Source organism: Methylibium sp. T29-B (assembly GCF_000576225.1).
GTDB classification, from domain to species: domain Bacteria; phylum Pseudomonadota; class Gammaproteobacteria; order Burkholderiales; family Burkholderiaceae_C; genus Methylibium; species Methylibium petroleiphilum.
The window spans coordinates 1-19778 of record NZ_AZSN01000072.1; the positions used below are offsets into that span (position 1 = coordinate 1).

General features: G+C 67.2%; 19 protein-coding genes and 4 pseudogenes. 19 read left to right on the forward strand and 4 right to left on the reverse strand.

Annotation, left to right across the window (positions count from 1 at the left end):
- Positions 1-570 (reverse strand): annotated as a pseudogene (locus tag Y694_RS24300) (hypothetical protein); the annotation flags it as partial.
- Positions 571-838: 268 nt separating this feature from the next.
- On the opposite strand from Y694_RS24300, the gene Y694_RS12580 reads away from it, so the two are divergent.
- The 9 genes and pseudogenes from Y694_RS12580 (at position 839) to Y694_RS12620 (ending at position 8131) form a co-directional block, all read left to right on the forward strand.
- Entirely contained in the window at positions 839-1084 is a 246-nt protein-coding gene (locus Y694_RS12580) for a hypothetical protein (protein WP_036232951.1), read from the forward strand.
- Between the two features lie 104 nt (positions 1085-1188).
- Positions 1189-1389, forward strand: coding sequence for a hypothetical protein (locus Y694_RS12585; RefSeq protein WP_036232954.1), 201 nt, complete (start codon positions 1189-1191; stop codon positions 1387-1389).
- 333 nt (positions 1390-1722) lie between these two features.
- Positions 1723-3541, forward strand: a pseudogene (locus tag Y694_RS12590) (methanol/ethanol family PQQ-dependent dehydrogenase).
- A 128-nt stretch (positions 3542-3669) separates the two neighbouring features.
- Positions 3670-4074, forward strand: coding sequence for a cytochrome c (locus Y694_RS12595; protein ID WP_036232980.1), 405 nt, complete (start codon positions 3670-3672; stop codon positions 4072-4074).
- Between the two features lie 133 nt (positions 4075-4207).
- Complete coding sequence (locus Y694_RS12600) at positions 4208-4945, forward strand: substrate-binding domain-containing protein (protein WP_231497668.1); 738 nt, start codon at positions 4208-4210, stop codon at positions 4943-4945.
- 37 nt (positions 4946-4982) lie between these two features.
- On the forward strand, positions 4983-5999 hold the full coding sequence (locus Y694_RS12605) for a tetratricopeptide repeat-containing serine protease family protein (protein ID WP_051495747.1): 1017 nt from the start codon (positions 4983-4985) through the stop codon (positions 5997-5999).
- A gap of 124 nt (positions 6000-6123) precedes the next feature.
- Positions 6124-6717 (forward strand): hypothetical protein, encoded by a 594-nt coding sequence (locus Y694_RS12610; protein ID WP_051512061.1) that lies wholly within the window; start codon positions 6124-6126, stop codon positions 6715-6717.
- Positions 6718-6722: 5 nt separating this feature from the next.
- On the forward strand, positions 6723-7115 hold the full coding sequence (locus Y694_RS12615) for a hypothetical protein (RefSeq protein ID WP_011830972.1): 393 nt from the start codon (positions 6723-6725) through the stop codon (positions 7113-7115).
- A 32-nt stretch (positions 7116-7147) separates the two neighbouring features.
- On the forward strand, positions 7148-8131 hold the full coding sequence (locus Y694_RS12620) for a quinoprotein relay system zinc metallohydrolase 2 (protein ID WP_155935825.1): 984 nt from the start codon (positions 7148-7150) through the stop codon (positions 8129-8131).
- Positions 8132-8152: 21 nt separating this feature from the next.
- Here the strand turns inward: Y694_RS12620 and Y694_RS26770 are convergent, their stop codons facing one another.
- Together Y694_RS26770 and Y694_RS12625 are read right to left on the reverse strand one after the other, a co-directional pair.
- A complete protein-coding gene (locus tag Y694_RS26770) occupies positions 8153-8452 on the reverse strand; it encodes a hypothetical protein (protein WP_310732239.1) in 300 nt (99 codons plus the stop codon).
- Positions 8365-9333: a nitrate/nitrite transporter gene (locus Y694_RS12625; protein WP_310732240.1), complete on the reverse strand. Its 969-nt coding sequence runs from the start codon at positions 9331-9333 to the stop codon at positions 8365-8367. Before Y694_RS12625 ends, Y694_RS26770 begins: the two co-directional genes overlap by 88 nt.
- 107 nt (positions 9334-9440) lie before the next feature.
- Between Y694_RS12625 and Y694_RS12630 the strand changes: the two genes are divergently transcribed.
- The gene (locus Y694_RS12630) at positions 9441-10994 is read left to right on the forward strand and encodes an AMP nucleosidase (RefSeq protein WP_036232956.1); all 1554 of its coding nucleotides are present in this window, start codon (positions 9441-9443) and stop codon (positions 10992-10994) included.
- 60 nt (positions 10995-11054) lie between these two features.
- Here Y694_RS12630 and Y694_RS12635 read toward each other — a convergent pair whose 3' ends face one another.
- Entirely contained in the window at positions 11055-11699 is a 645-nt protein-coding gene (locus Y694_RS12635; RefSeq protein WP_036232959.1) for a hypothetical protein, read from the reverse strand.
- Between the two features lie 428 nt (positions 11700-12127).
- On the opposite strand from Y694_RS12635, the pseudogene fusA reads away from it, so the two are divergent.
- The 9 genes and pseudogenes from fusA to Y694_RS12680 form a co-directional block, all read left to right on the forward strand.
- Positions 12128-14189: pseudogene (gene fusA, locus Y694_RS12640) on the forward strand (elongation factor G).
- Positions 14190-14482: 293 nt separating this feature from the next.
- The gene (locus Y694_RS12645; RefSeq protein WP_036232961.1) at positions 14483-14929 is read left to right on the forward strand and encodes a type IV pilin protein; all 447 of its coding nucleotides are present in this window, start codon (positions 14483-14485) and stop codon (positions 14927-14929) included.
- Positions 14929-15156: a Tfp pilus assembly protein FimT/FimU gene (locus Y694_RS24850; protein WP_036232995.1), complete on the forward strand. Its 228-nt coding sequence runs from the start codon at positions 14929-14931 to the stop codon at positions 15154-15156. Before Y694_RS12645 ends, Y694_RS24850 begins: the two co-directional genes overlap by 1 nt.
- A complete protein-coding gene (locus Y694_RS24855; protein ID WP_036232964.1) occupies positions 15153-15524 on the forward strand; it encodes a GspH/FimT family pseudopilin in 372 nt (123 codons plus the stop codon). Before Y694_RS24850 ends, Y694_RS24855 begins: the two co-directional genes overlap by 4 nt.
- Positions 15524-15949, forward strand: a complete 426-nt coding sequence (pilV, locus tag Y694_RS12660; RefSeq protein ID WP_036232967.1) for a type IV pilus modification protein PilV — start codon at positions 15524-15526, stop codon at positions 15947-15949. The genes Y694_RS24855 and pilV overlap by 1 nt, the downstream gene beginning before the upstream one ends.
- 35 nt (positions 15950-15984) lie before the next feature.
- On the forward strand, positions 15985-16566 hold the full coding sequence (locus tag Y694_RS12665; protein WP_036232970.1) for a PilW family protein: 582 nt from the start codon (positions 15985-15987) through the stop codon (positions 16564-16566).
- A 14-nt stretch (positions 16567-16580) separates the two neighbouring features.
- Positions 16581-17141 (forward strand): PilW family protein, encoded by a 561-nt coding sequence (locus Y694_RS24860; RefSeq protein WP_036232973.1) that lies wholly within the window; start codon positions 16581-16583, stop codon positions 17139-17141.
- The gene (locus Y694_RS12675) at positions 17138-17770 is read left to right on the forward strand and encodes a type II secretion system protein (RefSeq protein WP_152543522.1); all 633 of its coding nucleotides are present in this window, start codon (positions 17138-17140) and stop codon (positions 17768-17770) included. The genes Y694_RS24860 and Y694_RS12675 overlap by 4 nt, the downstream gene beginning before the upstream one ends.
- Positions 17771-17808: 38 nt before the next feature.
- Positions 17809-19778, forward strand: a pseudogene (locus Y694_RS12680) (pilus assembly protein); the annotation flags it as partial.

Sequence of the window (19778 nt, forward strand, 5' to 3'; positions counted from 1 at the left end):
CCGCGGCGGTGGCGGCTGGTACAGCGGCGCAGCGAACTTGACCCGGGCGGGACGCACCGGCAAAGCCTCGGCGCTGCCGGCCGGCAGCACCAGCGGGACCGGCACGCTGTCCTCGAAACTCGGCTCGGGGCGGGCCTCGGCACGGCCGCCCTGGGTGTCGGTCGAGGGGGCCGGCTCCGGCATCTCGGGCCGCTCCGGCACCTCGACCCCCAGCACCACGTCGTGGAAGACCGCCTCGTCCAGGTCGGTCCGGTCGACCGCAGGCGGCTCGGCGGCTCGCGCCACCTCGGCCTCACCCGACGCGGTGCCCGGTTCGCTCACAGGCGCGACGGCGACCTCGGTCTCCGCCACCGGCTCCTGCAGGTCGACCAGCCCGGCGGCCACCAGTTCGTCGAAAAATGTCGGGGCCACCCCGGCCTTCAACGCCAGCGCGAGCACCTCGTCCTGCAGGCGCTTGCCGTCGACCAGCAGCAGCACGGTGCGGTGGCGCTGGCTGAACGTGCGCGTGCGCTGGCGCAGTTCTTCGTGACCCAGAGCGGTCTTGACGGGGGGCGGTGGCGTCGAACTCATCGAGAACCAGGTTGGTTGCGAATTGTGGCCCGGTTCTTCCGGAGTTCGCGCTCCACGGGCGTGCGAAGCGCCGCAGGCGCCGGGTTTGTAGGCGCCGTCCGACAAGACGTCGCTGCGCCGGCCGATGGCAGGCGCCCGGCCGCACCGCCACCATGCGTCCGCTGGAGGGAGTCGGCAGCCGCCGCGGCCAGCCTGGAGCCTCGCCTTGAACACACGCACAAACGGTTCCTCACGCGATCGCAGCGCCGCCTCAAACCGCCCCTCCGGCATGCCGGCCTGGCTGCACCGTCTCACCGCCGCCGCCAGCGCGCTCGCCATCGGCCTGCTGTCGGCATTCGTGATCGGGGTGGGCGGCGCGAGCCCCACCGAGGCGTCCACCGCGGCGCCCCCGGCGCTGCGCGCACCGGACGACGAGCTCAAGCGTTGCGGCCAGCACTCGGACAAGGCGGAGCGGCACTGGTGTCTGGCGCGGTCGACCGCGGAAGCCCCTCGGACCGCGCACGCCGGTCTGTAGGCCCCGTCCTACAGAGACCTGCTCTGTCGGCCGATTGCCGCGATGGCGCCGCAGGCCGACGATGCAATCAGGGTCCGGCATTCCGGGCGATGACGGAGCGTCGGATGGCGAACGATGACGAATGGGTGGCCGACGTGCGGCGCTGGTGTCGGCGGGGTCGGATCGACGGCCCGGACGTGGGCGCGCTGTCTCACGGCGAAGAGTGCGACGGTGCGATGCTCGGCTGCGAGGCCGCGTTGCCGCCGCTGCAGGCGCGGCACTGGCCCGACGCGGCTTTCGACTCCCAAGGCGACGCTTCCGTTTGACGAGGCAAGGCGCGCGCACCGCGCGCTGGTCGCGTTGTGTCTGCAACGCGCCAATGCGGCGAGCATCGCCGCACACACGCACCGCACGCTGAACGCGGCCGCGTCACGCCGACGCGCACACCGCAATGCCCGTTCCCGGCCGATTTATTTGCATTCAGCCTCGGGCAACCCCTAGTGTCTGCGCCATTCTGAGTCAGGCGGGTCCGCCCGAACCGGGTCGGTCAGGGTCTGTCCTAGGTACTCGGTGCCTCACGTCAGGACTACAAAAGAGTCGGGGAGCGCTACGGAGCAAACCCAAAGCTGTACCCACTCATTCCAACTACGGAGACGACGATGAAAGTTTCTAAGCATTCGGGTTGGCGCCTGATGCGCCCCCTCGGATTGGCGCTGCTCGCGATCCCGGCAGTCGTGCAAGCGAATGCGGACGTCGAGAAGAACATTGCCAATTCCAAGAACTGGGCGATGCAGGCTGGTGACATGTTCAACCAGCGCTACAGCAAGCTCGACCAGATCAACAAGGGCAACGTCGGCAAGATGCAGGTCGCGTGGACCTTCTCCACCGGCGTGCTGCGCGGCCACGAGGCTCGCCGCTGGTCATCGACGGCACGATGTACCTGCACTCGCCGTTCCCCAACAAGGTCTTCGCGATCGACCTGAACACCCAGAAGATCCTCTGGAAGTACGAGCCGAAGCAGGATCCGGCGGTCATCCCGCAGATGTGCTGCGACACGGTGAACCGTGGCCTGGCGTACGCCGAAGGCAAGGTCATCCTGCAGCAGGCCGACTCCAACCTCGTGGCCCTGGACGCCAAGTCGGGCAAGGTGGTGTGGAGCGTGAAGAACGGCGATCCGAAGCTCGGCGCCGTGAACACCAACGCCCCGCACGTCTTCAAGGACAAGGTCATCACCGGCATCTCCGGTGGTGAGTGGGGTGTGCGCGGCTTCATCGCCGCCTACAACCTGAAGGACGGCAAGCCGGCGTGGAAGGGCTACAGCGTGGGCCCCGACGCCGAGATGCTGATCGACCCGGCCAAGACCACCACCTGGATCGACGGCAAGGTCGCTCCGGTGGGCGCCGACTCGTCGCTGAAGACCTGGAAGGGCGATCAGTGGAAGATCGGTGGCGGCACCACCTGGGCTGGTACAGCTACGACAAGGCGCTGAACGCCATGTACTACGGCACCGGCAACCCGTCGACCTGGAACCCGAGCCAGCGCCCGGGCGACAACAAGTGGTCGATGTCGATCTGGTCGCGTGACGTCGACACGGGCAAGGTCAACTGGGTCTACCAGATGACGCCGTTCGACGAGTGGGACTTCGACGGCATCAACGAGATGATCCTCGCGGACATCAACGTGAAGGGCAAGCCGACCAAGGCGCTGGTGCACTTCGACCGCAACGGCTTCGCGTACACGATGGACCGCACCAACGGTGCGCTGCTCGTGGCCGAGAAGTACGACCCGAAGGTGAACTGGGCGACCCACGTCGACATGAAGACCGGCCGTCCCCAGGTCGTGAAGCAGTACTCGACGGCGCAGAACGGCCCCGATGTCAACACCAAGGGCATCTGCCCGGCGGCGCTGGGCTCGAAGGACCAGCAGCCGGCCTCGTTCGACCCGAACACCAAGCTCTTCTACGTGCCGACCAACCACGTCTGCATGGACTACGAGCCGTTCAAGGTCGAGTACACCGCGGGCCAGCCGTACGTGGGCGCGACGCTGTCGATGTTCCCGGCTCCGGGCAGCCATGGTGGCATGGGCAACTACATCACCTGGGATGCCGGTACCGGCAAGATCGTGCAGAGCAAGGCCGAGAAGTTCTCGGTGTGGAGCGGTTCGCTCAACACCGCGGGCGGCCTGAGCTGCTACGGCACGCTGGAGGGCTACTTCAAGTGCGTCGATGCCAAGGACATCAGCAAGGAACTGTTCAAGTTCAAGACTCCGTCCGGCATCATCGGCAACGTGTTCACCTACGAGCACAAGGGCAAGCAGTACATGGGCGTGTTCTCGGGCATCGGCGGCTGGGCCGGCATCGGCATGGCAGCGGGCCTCGAGAAGGACCAGGACGGCCTGGGTGCTGTGGGCGGCTACAAGGAGCTGAACCAGTACACGGAACTCGGCGGCTCGCTGACGGTCTTTGCACTGCCGAACTGATCTGCAAGCGTTAACTTCGTGACGGGGCACGAGCCCCTCGCGAATGGTGTGTTGCGGGGATGGTGAACGGTCAACGCTCGCCATCCCCTTGTCGTTCAATGAGAGTCTTTTACTTTCCTGAGTTGATCATGATGTTCCGACTGAATAGCCTGCTTGTCTCCCTCGCCGCCGTTGCCCTGGGCAGCGTGGCCCCGCTGGCGTCCGCGCAGGACAAGCCGCTCTACAAGGTTGTCGATGGCTACAAGGTCGATGCCAACACGATGAAGGGTTTCCGCACCTGGCGTGCGGCGGCCTGCGACCGCTGCCATGGCGCCAACCAGGAGGGCATGGTCGGCCCGTCGCTGATCAACAGCCTGAAGACGCTGAGCAAGGAAGATTTCGTCAAGACGGTCCGTGACGGCCGCCTCGACAAGGGCATGCAGAGCTTCGGCAGCAGCCCGCAGGTGATGGACAACATGGACCATCTGTATGCCTATCTGAAGGGTCGCTCCGACGGCGCGATCACCCGCTCCAAGGTCGAAGAGATCCAATGACGCGCGCTGCACGACGCGAAGCTGCCGCCGCCGGCGTGCTGGCCCTGGCCGCGCTGACCGGCGCGGCCTTGCCGGCCGCCGCACAGGAGCCGCCGCCGCGCAAGGCTTCCGCGTCTGCCAGGACCCGAACAATCTGCCTTTCTCCAGCCTCGACGGACAAGGCTACGAGAACAAGATCGCCGAGCTGTTCGCCAAGGAACTCGGACTGCCGGTCGAGTACTACTCGTTCCCGCAGAGGCTGGCCTTCGTGCGCAACACGCTGCGCTACAAGTTGCCGGGCGAGGATTTCCGCTGCGACATCATCATGGGCGTGCCGGCCGGCTACGACCAGGTGTCGGCCACCAAGCCCTACTACCGGTCGACCTACGCGCTGGTCTACGCGTCGGGCAAGGGCCTGGACGGCGTGAAGTCGATCGACGACTTTCTCGCACTCGATCGCGCGCAACTCCAGAAGCTGCGCATCGGCCTCTACGACCGCTCGCCGGCATCGGAGTGGCTGAACAAGCACCAGCTCGTCGAGCAGGGCGTGCCCTACCAGATCATGAACGCGGACCCGAAGCAGTACCCGGGCGAGATCATCGAGAAGGACCTCGCGAGCGGCAAGATCGACGCCGCTATCGTGTGGGGGCCGATCGGCGGCTACTTCGCGAAGAAGGTGCAGCAGCCGCAGCTGGTGGTCGTGCCGATGCGCTCGGAGCCGGGCGTCAAGTTCGATTTCCCGATGGCGATGGGCGTGCGCTATGGCGAACGCGAGTGGAAGCAGCAGATCGAGACGCTGATCGAGAAGCTGCGGCCCGAGATCACGGCCATCCTGCGCGACTTCAACGTGCCGTTGCTGGACAACGAACCGGCGGCGACCACGCGGCAGTGAGCCGCCGGTCCCGCCGCCGAGTGCAGTTGCAGGCTCCATGCGTCGGCTTTCCCTCCTCTTCACAGCAGCCTGGCTGCTGGGTCTGCCGCCCGGCGCGCGGGCCGACATCGACCGCGCCGCGCTGATCCGGCTGGCGCCGAGCGTGCTGAAGATCGAGGCGGTCAGCGCCGCGGGCGGCCTGCAGCTCGGTTCCGGCGTGATCGTCGGCCCCGGCAGGGTGGTGACCAACTGCCATGTGACGCGCCACGCGGTGCGCGTGAACGTGGTGAAGGGCGGTGTGCGCTGGACGGCCAACCTGCAGGCCGCCGACATGCTCCGCGACGTGTGTCTGCTGCAGGTCCCGAGGCTGGAGGGCGATGCCGTCCCGATCGCGCGCGCGGCCTCGCTACACCCCGGGCAGCAGGTGCTGGCGATGGGCTACACCGGCGGGGTGGGCATCCAGCTCAGCGAAGGCGACGTGGTGGCCCTGCACCACTGGTCCGGCAGCCAGATCGTGCAGAGCAGCAACTGGTTCAGCTCGGGAGCCAGCGGTGGCGGGCTGTTCAATGCCGACGGCAAGCTGGTCGGCATCCTGACCTTCCGGTTGCGCGGCGGCGCTCGCCACTACTTCGCCGCACCCGCCGACTGGGTGCTCGCGCAGCTCAACGACGAACTGCCCTACAACGCGGTCGCCCCGCTGGCCGGCAAGAGCTTCTGGGAGCAGCCGGACACCGAGCAACCCTACTTCCTGCAGGCCGCCGCGCTGGAGCAGGGCCAGCAATGGGCGGCACTCGCCCAGCTGGCCGACCGCTGGCAACAGGAGGCCGGCGACGATCCGGAAGCACCCTACCTGCTGGGCGTCGCCTTCGAGGGCCTGCACCAGCCAGAGCCCTCCATCCGCGCCTTCCAGCGCAGCGTGGAGATCGATCCGACCTACAACCGCAGCTGGGCCCGACTCGCCCAGGTCTACAAGCGGCAGGGCCAGCTGCGCGAATCACGCAATGCCGTCGCGCGCCTTGCGGCGCTCGACCCGAAACAGGCCCGCGAACTCGCGGCCGAACTGGAGAAACCATGATCCTGGCGCAAGCCCCATCGAGCGCAGCGCGATCACCACACTGCTGCTGTCCGCGGTCGTCTGCACGACGACACTTCCCGCTCTGGCTGCCGATCCGAGCGAATTCTCGCGAGCGGAGAAGCTGGTGTTCGTCGATCACCAACTGGCGAACGTCAAGGCCCCCGCCTCGCTGCGCTACACCTTCGTGAAGTCGGGCTCGCTGGAGCCGGGCTTCGAGGACGAGGTGCGCATCGACGTGAAGCGCAAGGGCAAGGTGTGCTGCACGGTCGATGGCAACTTCCTCAGCGGCGAGCGCAAGATGAAGTTGCCGGAGATCGAAGAGGCTCAGGCCAATCCGGTCATCCTCTACTTTCTCGAGCGCGACATCCGCGAGATGGAGCGCCTGACCAAGGGCAAGTCGGGCTACTTCCGCAAGCGCATCCGCATGACGATGGTCGACGAGGCGAAGGTGCGCGACACCAAGATCAGCTACGAAGGCCGAGAGGTCGATGCGCAAGAGGTGAGTCTCAACCCCTACGAGACCGATCCGCTACGCGCCCGCTTCGAAAAATATGCGCAGAAGCGCTACACGTTCGTGCTCGCCAGCGGTGTACCCGGCGGCGTGTACCAGGTGCGGACAGCGCTTCCCGGCGCGCTGCCGGGCGACGCTCCGGTGCTCGAAGAAGTCATGACCCTTGCCGGCCCGGCGGCCGGCGACAAACAACCCAGCAAGAAGTGATGCCCATGAAACGCCTGACCTCCTTGCGTCGTCCGACGCACCTCCTCCCGCTCGCTGCCGTCGGAGCCGTGCTGGCGATCGGTGCGGGCACCGCTGCCGCGCACGATTACCCCACGGCCGACCGGGTCGCTTACGTGCAGGAGTGCATGAAGCTGCACCCCGGGCATCACTACGAGATGCTCAACAAGTGCTCCTGCGTGCTGGACAAACTGGCGAGCCAGATCTCCTTCGACGACTTCACCACCATGAGCACTGCCACCAACGCCAACAGCATGGGTGGCGAGCGCGGCAACAGCATCCGCGACGTGGAGGTGATGCAGGTCGAAATCAAGCGCTTCCGCGAACTGCAGGCGGCCGCGCGCAAGAGCTGCTTCTTCGACGTCGGCATCAAGGAGTAGCCGGCCTGTCCCGCGTCGCCGCCCGGTGTCCGGTGCATGCGCATGCGTCGCCGTGGCTGCGCCGCGCGCTGATCGGCGCCGTCGCATGCCTGATGGCGGCCGGCATCGGCCATGCTGCGCCGGCCGCTGAGGCCAGGCCCTCGACGGTCGAGCAGCTCGCCCCGGGCGTCTACCTGCATCGCGGCGCCCTGGAGGACTGGGGCCCCACCAACCAGGGCGATGTCTCGAACAGCGGCTTCGTGGTCGGCAGCCGTTGCGTGGCCGTGGTCGACACCGGCGGCAGCGCGCCGGTCGGCCGGCGCCTGCTGGCGGCGGTGCGTGACGTGACGCCGCTGCCGGTGTGCTACGTGATCAACACGCACGCCCACCCGGACCACGTGCTCGGCAACAGCGTGTTCGCCGAGGCCGGGCGAACGGCCGGCCAGCCGGCGCCGGAGTTCGTCGGCCACCATCGCCTGCCCTCCGCGCTGGCGGTGCGCGGCCCGTTCTACCTGAACGCGCTGAAGCGTGACTTCGGTCCCGACTTCGCCGACGGCGCCCGCATCGTGCCCCCGACCCGGCGGGTCGACGACACGCTCGAACTCGACCTGGGCGGGCGTCGCCTCAGCCTGCGCGCCTGGCCGACCGCCCACACCGATGCCGACCTCAGCGTGCTGGACGAGACCAGCGGCACGCTCTTTCTCGGCGACCTGCTGTTCGTCGACCACACGCCGGTGGTCGACGGACGGCTCAAGGGATGGCTGGCCGCGCTGTCGCAATTGCGCGGCTGGCAGGGCATCACGACCGTCGTGCCGGGACACGGCGCGCCGAGCCGGGCCTGGCCGGCGGCGCTCGATGCCGAGCAGGCCTACCTGACCCGGCTGCAGTCCGATGTGCGCGCGGCGCTCAAGGCCGGGCTGACGCTGCCGCAGGCGGTGGCGCGCATCGCCCCCGATCGACCCGACTGGCGACTGCTGGACGTTTTTCACGCCCGCAACGTGACTGCGGCCTACGCCGAACTGGAGTGGGAAGACTGAAGCTTGCGACCGCGGGAGTCCTCAGGGCGGCGAGCCCTCGCGGACCAGCAAGGGCCGCAGGCCCCACAGGCCGAGCAGCGGCCCGAGACCGAGCCACGGCAGCAACAGCGACAGATCGTGGTGCTGTGCCAGCGCCACGAAGCCCTGGATGCTCAGGATGGAGATCGAGAAGCCGATGCAGTTGACCAGCGTCAGCACGCTGCCGACCGCCTCGCGCGGGGCATGCGTGGCCGTCAGCGCCGAGAATTGCGGCGAGTCGCCGGCCACGCTGATGCCCCACACCAGCAGCCACGCCGCGAACACCGCGGCGGGCGCTGCCATCGCGAGCGGCGTGAGCACGCACACAGGCCGCTCAGCGCCAGCTGCCCCGCCGCCACGCGCGCACTGCCGTGGCGCTGCGCCAGCCAGCCCCCCGCAACGCACCCGACCGCCCCCGCGGCGATGACGCCGAACGCACCCACCGAGATGGCTGCCCCCTGGAGCCGCGTGGCCAGCAGCGCCGGCAGCAACACCCACAAGGTGTAGAGCTCCCACATGTGGCCGAAGTAGCCGAACACGGGTGCACGCAGGCGGCGGTCGGTCAGCACGCGGCCGAAGGCACGCCACTGCAGGCGCGTGGCGCGGGGCAGATGGGTGCTCTCCGGCACCCACTGCCACACCATCCAGCCCCCCAGCACCGCAAGCCCGGACACCACCAGCATCACCTGCTGCCAGGGCCAGTGCGCGCCCAGGGCCCGCAGCGCATGCGGCGTCGCGGTGCCCAGAACCAGCGCGCCGATCAACCAGCCCAGCGCACGGCCCAGCCCCTGCGGATACCAGCCGGCGGCGATCTTCATGCCGACCGGGTAGATGCCGGCCAGCGCGAAGCCGGTCAAGGCCCGCAGCAGCCACAGCGTCGGCAGGTCCAGCGCGCCTGCCGGCCAGAGCACGGGCGCGGCGTTGAACAGTGCACCGGAGATCGCGCACAGCAGGAACACGAGGCGCGGCGAATGGCGGTCGGCGACCGACCCCAGCGCGAACACCAGCGTGCCGGCGATGAAGCCCAGTTGCACCGCCGAAGTCAACGAGCCGACAGCGGTAGGCGGCAGACCGAGCGCGTGCTGAAGATCGGGCATCACCGCATTGACGGCGAACCACAGCGAAGTGCTCGCGAACTGGGCGGCGACGATGATCGGCAGAATGCGGCGAGGAGTGGTCGGCATGGCGCGACCTTATTACACAGCCGGACATACGTCGACCGCGCCGACAGGCGGCAGCAGGTGCGCCGGCCGCCACAGACACCGCCTCACGAAGGCCGCAGAATGCCGTCATGACGACGCCCTCTCCTCCAGACGACGGCCCCCGGCGCTACACCGACGCGCAGGCCGCCCTCGACGCCGCGCGCAGCCTGTACGACGCCAGTCTGGTGCGACTGCGCGACCACCTGCAGCGCTTCCTGGCCGGCGAGGACTTCCCTCAGCGCGTGCGCGCCTGCTACCCCCGCGTGGCCGTCCACATCGACACCGTGGCGCGGGCCGACACGCCGCTGGCCTACGGCTTCGTCGCCGGCCCGGGCCGCTACGAGACCACGCTGACGCGGCCCGATCTGTTCGGGGACTACTACCTCGAGCAGTTCCGCCTGCTGCTGCGCAACCACGGTGTCGCGCTGGAGATCGGCAGCAGCACGCAGCCGATCCCGGTGCACTTCTCGTTCGCCGAGCACGACCACGTGGAAGGCACGCTGACGCCCGAGCGGCGCACGCTGATGCGCGACCTGTTCGATCTGCCCGATCTCGGCGCCATGGACGACGGCATCGCCAACGGCACGCACGAACCGACGCCAGACGCATCCGGCGCGGCGACCCACCCACTGGCGCTGTTCACCGCAGCGCGCGTCGACTACTCGCTGCATCGGCTGCGCCACTACACCGGCACCACGCCAGAGCACTTCCAGAACTTCGTGCTGTTCACGAACTACCAGTTCTACATCGACGAGTTCATCAAGCTCGGTCACGAGCTGATGCACCTGCCGCGCGGCCAGGCCTCACTGTTCGAGGGCGGCAGCGGCGGTGGCCAGGACGACGGCTATGTGGCCTTCGTCGAGCCCGGCAACGTGGTGATGCGGCGCACCGGCTGCACGCTGGAGCCGGGCGACTTCCTCGGCGCGCCGCCGCCGCGGCTGCCGCAGATGCCTGCCTACCACCTGGTGCGCCACGATCGTGCCGGCATCACCATGGTGAACATCGGCGTCGGCCCCAGCAACGCCAAGACCATCACCGACCACATCGCCGTGCTGCGCCCGCATGCCTGGATCATGCTGGGCCATTGCGCCGGCCTGCGCACCACGCAGCAGCTCGGCGACTACGTGCTCGCGCACGGCTACGTGCGCGAGGACCATGTGCTCGACGAGGAGCTGCCGCTGTGGGTGCCGATCCCGCCGCTGGCGGAGATCCAGGTGGCGCTGGAAGCCGCGGTCGCCGATGTGACCCAGCTCGAGCGCAGCGAACTCAAGCGCGTAATGCGCACCGGCACCGTCGCCAGCACCGACAACCGCAACTGGGAGCTGCTGCCCTTCCACCACAGCCACAGCACGCCGGAACGCCGCTTCAGCCAGAGCCGCGCAATCGCGCTTGACATGGAGAGCGCCACCATCGCCGCCAACGGCTTTCGTTTCCGCGTGCCCTACGGCACGCTGCTGTGCGTGAGCGACAAGCCGCTGCACGGCGAGATCAAGCTGCCCGGCATGGCCAATCACTTCTACCGCGAGCGCGTGAACCAGCACCTGCGCATCGGGCTGCGGGCGATCGAACTGCTGCGGCGCAACGGCATCGACCAGCTGCACAGTCGCAAGCTGAGGAGCTTTGCGGAGGTGGCGTTCCAGTGAGAGCGGGGGCGGCGGGCCCTCGATGTTCGAGCTGCCCGGCGCCCCAGGAGAATCGACCGATCAGGTCGTCGTCACGTCGTAGGTCGTCGTGACGCCGTTGACGGTGAGAACGACACGGAAGGTGTTGGCACTCAGCCGCGTGACCGAGGCCTCGCCGTTGCTCGCATAGACATAGGCCGCGCCGGACGTCGCGCCGAAGTCGTCGAACAGGACGTTCCAGGTGCCGTTGCCGCAGTCGCACTGGTGGCTGCCGTTGGCCAGGCCGGCGCTGTAGCTCACGTCATTGCCCCACACATAGCCCCCCAGCGTGGTGATGCACGACACCGCGCTCGTTCCGGGCGTGCAGACGGCAGCGCCCGTCAAGGCCGTGTTCGGAGCATTCGCGCCGGTCACGGTCACGTTGCTGAAGTCGAGGTCGTATTCGGTCGCCGGGACCCCGGTCGGTGTGATGACCCCGCTGCCCGTGAAGACGTAGCCGGCGTTGGCACAGGCGTTGTAGGTGTAGTTGTAGCCCGAGCCGTTCGTTGCAAAGCTGATCGTGCCGCTGCCGCCCGGGCAGGCCGCAGGCGACGTGGACGAGTCGAGCACGCCGGGGGCCATTTCCACCAGTTGCTGGGCGGCCGCTGCCTCGTCGGCGAGCTGGTAGGTCTGCACCATCTCCTGCGCCAGCGAAATGGCGGTCGGCTGGTTCTGCTGCAGGGTCAAGGAGGGATCGCTGAGGCCCGCCGTGGGCCGCGGAGGCGCGTTCGTGCCGGAGCCGCCCCCTCCTCCACCGCCGCCACCGCAGGCGGTCAACAGGACAACCAGGCTGCAAGCCGCCAGCGAAAGAACACGAACTTCAGGGTTCATCTTGGAGAGCGCTTTGAGCATGGTGTGAGGTTCCGTCTCGATAAGGGTCAACGCGACATCTTAGAGGCTTCCAGTGTGCGCGAGACCTCATGTCCTCCCGCGTCTACGGGCCTCCGGCACACCCTGGTCCCGTTAAACGTGAAGTCTGTGGTACCCGCCCCTGCAACCTCGGGGACGAGCGGCTGGGTTGAACGCAAAGTTCCATGGCCCGCTTGTGGCTAGCCGATCGATCTTCTACGCTCTGACCATCCCACCCGATGCCGATCCGGCCGAAGGAGAGCGCCATGCCGCAAGCGATGAACGCGACGGACCCGAGCGCGATCCGCACAATGGCGCTGCTCGGCGTCAGCGCCGCGGGCAAGACCACGCTGATCGAAGCCCTGCTGCACCGGGCCGGGGCGATCGGCGCGCCCGGCAGCGTGGAGCGCGGCAGCACCGTCAGCGATCACGACCCGCTGGAACGCCAGTTCCAGCATTCGCTGAACACCTCGCTCGTGCATCTTCAGCATGGGGATACGCGCGTCCACCTCATCGACACCCCCGGCCATCCGGACTTTAGCGGCCCGGCGCTGGCGGCGCTGGAGGCGGTGGAGACTACGGCGATCGTGATCGACGCTACCAACGGCGTGGACGCCGGCACGCAGCGCCTGATGGAAACGGCCGCGAGCCGCGGCCTGTGCCGGCTCATCATCGTCAACAAGATCGATGCGCAGGACATCGATCTGGCGGCGCTGGTCGAGCAGTTGCGCAGCGTCTTCGGCAAGGAATGCCTGCCCTTGAACCTGCCAGCGCGCGGCGGCAGCGAGGTGGTCGACTGCTTCTTCCGCCCCGAGGCCGCCGCCGGCCACGAGGCCGACTTCTCCTCGGTCGCCGCGGCACACCGCGCGCTGGTCGAGCAGGTGGTGGAGATCGACGCCGTGCTGGTCGAGCGCTACCTGGAGCACGGCGACGTCGACCCGCGCGAACTGCACGCACCGCTCGAACAGGCGCTGCGCGAGGGGCACCTGATCCCGATCTGCTTCGTGTCGGCCCGCCACGGCACCGGCGTGGGCGAACTGCTCGACATCCTGACCGCGCTGATGCCGAACCCGGCCGAAGGCAACCCGCCGCGCTTTCTGCGCGGGGAGGGCGCGCAGGCGATGCCCATCACCGCGCAGCCCGATCCGGCACTGCACGTGCTGGCGCACGTGTTCAAGCTGACCGTCGACCCTTACGTCGGCAAGCTCGGCATCTTCCGCATCCACCAGGCACCGTCACCAGCGACAGCCAGCTCTACGTGGGTGATGGCCGCAAGCCTTTCAAGGTCGGGCACCTTTTACTGCTGCAGGGCAAGAACCTGATCGAGGTGGAACGGGCCGGGCCGGGGGAACTGTGCGCGGTGGCCAAGGTCGATGACATCCACTTCGACGCGGTGCTGCACGACGCCGCCGAGGACGACCACATCCACCTGGCGCCGCTCGACTTTCCGGTGCCGGTGCACGGCCTCTCCATCGAACCGCAGCGCCATGGCGACGAACAGCGGGTGTGGGACACACTGCAGAAGTTGGTGGCCGAGGACCCTTGCCTGCGCATCGAGCAGGTCGCGGCCACACACGAGACGGTGGTCTGGGGTCTCGGCGAGCTGCACCTGCGGGCGCTGCTGATGCGCCTGCGCGATCTGCACCGGCTCGAGGTGACGACCCGGCCACCGCGGATCGCCTACCGCGAGACCGTCACCGCGCCGGCTGCCGGCCAGCACCGGCACAAGAAGCAGACCGGCGGTGCCGGGCAGTTCGGCGAAGTGCACCTGCGCATCGAGCCGCTGCCGCGCGGGGCCGGCTTCGAGTTCATCGACGCCGTCAAGGGCGGAACGATCCCGTCGAACTTCATGCCGGCGGTCGAGAAGGGCGTGCGCCAGGCGATGGCCGAAGGCGTGATCGCCGGCTACCCGGTGCTCGACGTGCGCGTGGTGGTGCACGACGGCAAGCACCACAGCGTCGACAGCAAGGAGATCGCGTTCGTGACGGCGGCGCGCAAGGCCTTCGTCGCCGCGGCACGCGCGGCCCAGCCGATCGTGCTGGAACCGGTGGTCGACGTGGAGATCACGGCCCCCGAGGCGCACATGGGCGATCTGACCGGCGATTTGGCTTCACGACGCGGGCAGGTGATCGGCAGCAACGCAGCCCGGCCAGGCAGATGGTGGTGCAGGCGCTGCTGCCCTTGTCGGAACTGGCGAACTACCAGTCGCGGCTGCATGCCCTGACCGGCGGGCAAGGGCGCTACACCCTCCGCTTCAGCCACTACCAGGCGGCGCCGGCGGGGGTGCAGCAGGCGCTCGCGGCGGCCCATGTTGGGCAAGACATGTGAGGCTGCTGCACTGCGCGGCCTAGCCGCAGGCCCCTCGCCTTCAAGACGTGCAGCCGTGCCGGCCGCGCGACGCCCTCCGACCGTTCGTCGACCGCAGGCGGCACTTCGTCCGGTTCCCGCCCGGCCTCCTGCCGATTGCGTGACATGCTTCATGGGCACGATCGGCAACGCCACCCATACTGCTTGCAAGCGGATCCGCGATCTGTCATGGGCAGCGGCTCTCCGATCAACAAATCCGAGTTGGCCTGCGCAATCCAGGCCTTCAGGCCAGCGAACCGGAACGGGACAGTCACATGCGACGATTCACTTTCAAGCGGCAGTCGGGCTTCACGCTCATCGAGGTGATGATCGTCGTCGCGATCATCGGCATCCTGGCGGCCATCGCGTACCCGAGCTATCGCGACTACATCATCCGTGGGCAACTGGTTGACGGGGTAAATGAACTTGCTGCGATGCGCGCCGACATGGAGCGCCACTTTCAGGACAACCGGACTTACCTCGACGTCGCCGGCCCCCCAGCTTTCCCAGCTCCTTGCGCAACGGCCAGAGTGGTTCGAAATTTCACCGTGGATTGCAGCGTCAGGACGGCCACGACCTATACGTTGCGCTCGGTTGGCAGTGGCCCGGTCGCTAATTTTGGATTCACAGTCGACCAAGCCGGCAACCAGGCCACGACAACCACGGTCACCGGCTGGGCAACTGGCGGCGCCTGCTGGCTCACGAGGAAAGGGCAGTGCTGATGCAGCCCCTGTGGTCGCGATGCCGCGGCAGCCTCTGTGGCTTCACGCTCGTAGAGTTGATGGTCACGATCACGCTGCTGGCCATCCTGCTGGCGCTCGCGGTTCCGTCATTCACGCTGTGGATCAACAACACCCGCGTCCGCAGCACCGCCCAGGTGCTGCAGGACGGACTGAGACAGGCTCAGGCCGAAGCCGTACGGCGCAACCGCACCGTGAGCTTTTCTTGACGAACGTCGTCAACCCGACCGCCGATTCCGCCGCGGACGCCAACGGCGGGAACTGGGGCATTCGCGTACTACCCCTCACGGGCACGACACGAGAGTTCGTCCGAGGCGGCGCGCTGGCCGGCGTGAACAACGGCGTCACGATCACCAGCGCGAACACGGCCGTGTGCTTCAACGCGGCAGGCCAGCAGGTCGCGAATGCCACCGAGGGCTGCACCATCGACGCGACCGACCCGGAGGCTGTCTACGACGTGGCGCACCCCGGTAGTGACCGGCCGCTGCGTGTGATCGCTTCGCTGGGCGGTCGCGTGCGCATGTGCGATCCGGCCAAGACTCTGTCCGCCGCCAACCCCGATGGGTGTCCTCCGTGATGAACCAAGCCTTGTCGCTCCCCTCTGTGTCGAAGAGCCGCCGGCAACGCGGCAGCACGCTGCTCGAAGTGCTGGTGTCGGTGCTGATCTTCTCGTTCGGCATCCTCGGTCTGGTGGCGATGCAGGTCCGCGCGACCCAGTATTCGGTCGACGCGGAGGACCGCAATCGTGCAGCCCTGCTTGCGGATGATCTCGCCGCGCAGATGCGTCTGGCTCGCACGGTCACCTTGCCGACGGCCCAGCTCACGGCGTGGCGGAACCGGCTGGCCGACCCAACCGCCCAGGGCTTGCTCAATGGAACCGCCGACATCAACGTCAACGGCAACACGGCGGTGATCACGATCACGTGGCAACAGCCCCGTTCGCCGCTGAACCCCAGTCGGTTGGTGTCCGAGGTCGTTCTGACGACCGAGGAGGTGACATGAGCCTTTCTCGTGCCCTTTCTTCGAGCCCGCGAACGATGCGCGGCTTCTCGCTGGTCGAACTGCTGGTTGCGGTCGCCATCGGCCTCGTCGTCACGCTCGCGGTGTTTGGCGTGCTGGCAGCCAGCGAGGGCCGCAAGCGCACCTCGGTCTCAATCAATGATGCCAACCAGTCCGGCGCCTATGCCGCCTACACGATCGACCGCATGATCCGCAGCGCAGGCTCCGGCTTCTCCGAGGGCTGGGGCCGTGTCGGCGGATGCCGACTGAACGCAACGTTGGGCGCGGCAGGAACGTGGCCACGAGCGGCCGCCCTCCCTGCGCCCTTCACCGCCATCCCGCTCACGCTTCGGCTGGCGCCGGTGGTGATTTTTCAGGGGGCCTCGACCGCTGGCTCCGATGTCTTGATGGTGATGAACGGGGCCGCCGGCTTCGCGGAATCCCCCGCGGCGGTGCGCCCGGGTTCGGTGAGCGCGCTCGAGTTCCGTGCACCCAATACGATCGGATTCTTCGCGAACGACCTGGTGATGCTGGCCGGTGGTGGCGAGTGCCAGTTGACGCAGGTGATGATGACAAGCCGGCATGCGTCGCCGATCCGACCGCCGTGTTCCCACCGTTGAACTGTGGTCAGCAAGTGCCTCTGGGCGGCAGTTTCCACAACGCCTCGTCGACGACGTTTGCCACCTTGTCCACGGCGGACGCCTATGCAATCCCGCTGGGCAATACGACCACCAATCGACCGCAGTTCCAGTTGCTTGGCGTCGGCGACAACACCACGCTGTTCAGCTACGACATGCTGCTGCTCAACGGCAACGACGCGCCGCTGCCGCTGGCCGAAGGCGTGATGACGCTACGCGCGGTCTATGGGGTCGACACCGATGACGATGGTGTGATCAACGACTGGTTCGCTCCCACCGCCGGAAGCATCTGGGATAGCGCGGCGCTGATGAACGGCTCGCCCGCCTCGGCGACCAACCTGCGGCGGATCGTTGCGGTGCGCATCGGCCTCGTGATGCGCTCTTCGCTCATCGAGCGGGAGGACGTGGCACCGGCCACGCTGGGCCTGTTCACCGACCTTACCAGCGGTGGCGCCCCGCTGACGCAGAACGTCGCGATCGCGACCGCCGATCGACGCATGCGCCACCGCGCCATCGAGGTGACCGTTCCTGTCCGCAACCTGCTGCTCCGGCCTTGATCATGAAGCTACGACGCTCGTCCACGTTCGCGACGCCCGCCATGTGCCGGCAGCGCGGCGCCGTTCTGATCATCAGCCTGATCGTGCTGGTGGTGATGCTGATCTCGGCGGCCGCGCTGATGCGCTCCTTCGACATCACGCTGACCACCGCCGGCAACCTTGCCTTCAAGCGCGATGTGGCCCAGCAAAGCGAACGTGCAGCAGAGGTCATCCTCACTCAGTTCCGCACCGGCGGCGCATTGGTCGGCATTGCCGCGCGTGGCGCCAATGCGCCGGCCTGGAACTACAGCGCCACGGTATTGCCCAGCAATGCGCAGGGCATTCCTCTCGTCCTCGTGGACGACGCTGCGTTTGCGGCAACCGGCTGGACTCATGGCGACATCACGGTCCCGGCGCAACAGATCCGCTTGCGCTTCGCGGTCGACCGGTTGTGCACCATCAACGGCAGCACAGAAGAGCCGGAGAACTGTGTCTACTCGGGCGAAGGGTTGCCGGAGGGCGGAAGCCTGTCCGAAGAAAAGCGCCCACCTCCACCGGGCATGGTGGTGTATCGCCTGACGATCCGCGCCACCGGGCCACGCGACACGCAATCATTCTTCCAGAGCACGTTTTCCTGCTGCGGCGTCTGAGCCGTCGGTACTTCAGGTATTCACGCGAGGTCTCCCCCATGAAGCCCTACCCAACCCCAGACCGCCATTCCACGCAGATGCGATGGAATTGCGGCGATCAGGCCGGCCTCGGGATGGCTGGGCTTGCAAGAGCTCTGGTCTTGAGTTCAGTCTGGATGACTTCGTCCTTGAGCGCGAATGCCGCCACGGCTCTGGCAGATGTCCCGGTGTTTGCAGGAACCACGGTCCCAGGCAACGTGGCCTTGGCACTTTCAGTGGAATGGCCAACTGCGGTTCGTTCTGCTCACACGACCGCGTACGTGACGACCGATACGTATCTCGGCTATTTCGACCCGAACAAGTGCTACAAGTACCAGTACTACGCGACCGAGACCGCCACGCAGCTGCGGCACTTCTATCCGGTCGGCGACAACACCGCGCACAACTGCACCGGCGCCGACGAATGGAGCGGCAATTACCTGAACTGGTCCTCGACACCGACGATCGACCCGTTTCGCTGGGCAATGACCGGCGGCTACCGGATCATCGACACAACCACAACGACGATCCTCCAAAAGTCGCGTGACACCAATCAGGGCCTGGCACCGGACAAAAGCCTCACGGTGGCGGCCACCGTGGCGCAGGCTTCGCCGCTGGCCTTCACCAACCTCCACACGCGCATTCAAGGCCAGGGCATCAACATGCTGTTCGCCTCGTCGTCGGCGGCGCTTGGCGGTGTCGTGGTCGACTACAACCCGGCTGTCCCACCCGTGGCAGGCGTCGTCTACCGCGCTGTGATGCGGGTGAAAGTCTGCGACTCCTCGGCGACAGCCGGCACACGCGAAGCCAATTGCGTGCAGTACGGCAGCAACTGGAAACCAGAAGGACTGGTTCAGAAATATTCCAACCGTATCCGCTTCAGCGCCTTCGGCTACCTGAACCATAGCGACTTCCTGCGCGACGGCGCGGTGCTGCGCGCTCAGCAGAAGTTCGTCGGCCCGACACAGCCGGTCCCGGGCCAGCCGGCCGTCACGAACGCAGCGGCTGAATGGGACGCGACGACCGGCATCTTTGCGATCAACCCCGATGCGGCCGACGCGACACAGACCAACGCGAGCTTCACGCCGAGCGTGTCGATCACGAACAGCGGGGTGATGAACTACCTGAACAAGTTCGGTCAGCTCAACACCAACAACTACAAGAGCTACGACCCCGTCAGCGAACTGTTCTACACCGCGCTGCGCTACTACAAGAACCAGGGCAACGTTCCGGAGTACACGGCGATGGGTACCGCCAATGCTGCCACGCGGACGGCCTACCTCGACGACTTTCCGGTCATCACCAACTGGAACGACCCCATCCTCTATTCGTGCCAGCGCAACTTCATTCTCGGCATCGGCGACATCTACACCCACCGCGACAAGGATCTCCCCGGCTCCACAGGTACAACGGAAGAGCCGAATCCCAAACCAGCGGCGGTCACGGGCGATACCACGGTGAATGCCGAGACCATGACCAACCGAGCGTTCGCGCTGCAAGGTCTGGGCGCACCGAACGTCAACAACTACAGCGGCCGCAACAACTCGGCCGGCATCGTCGGCCTGGCCTACTACGCCAACACCACCGACATCCGACCCACGGTGGCAGGCAATGCCGCCACCGAGGGCAAGCAGACGGTCCAGACCTACTGGGTCGACGTGCTCGAGCAACCTTTCGTCGCGAACAACCAGTTTTACCTCGCGGCAAAGTACGGTGGCTTCACCGTGCCGAACGACTACGACCCGGCCACCCGCACCGCGGCGCTGCCGCAGGAGTGGTGGTCCACGACCGGCCAGACCGTCGGTACTCAGGCACGGCCCGACAACTACTACACCGCCGGCCGTCCCGACACCATGGTCGCGGGCCTGACGGCAGCCTTCGAGAAGATCGTCGCAGACCTGGACGCCTACACCACCTCGTTCTCCACCGTAGACCCGGTCCTGACCCTCACCGGCAATGCGAGCTACAGCGTGTTGACGCCGACCGAAAA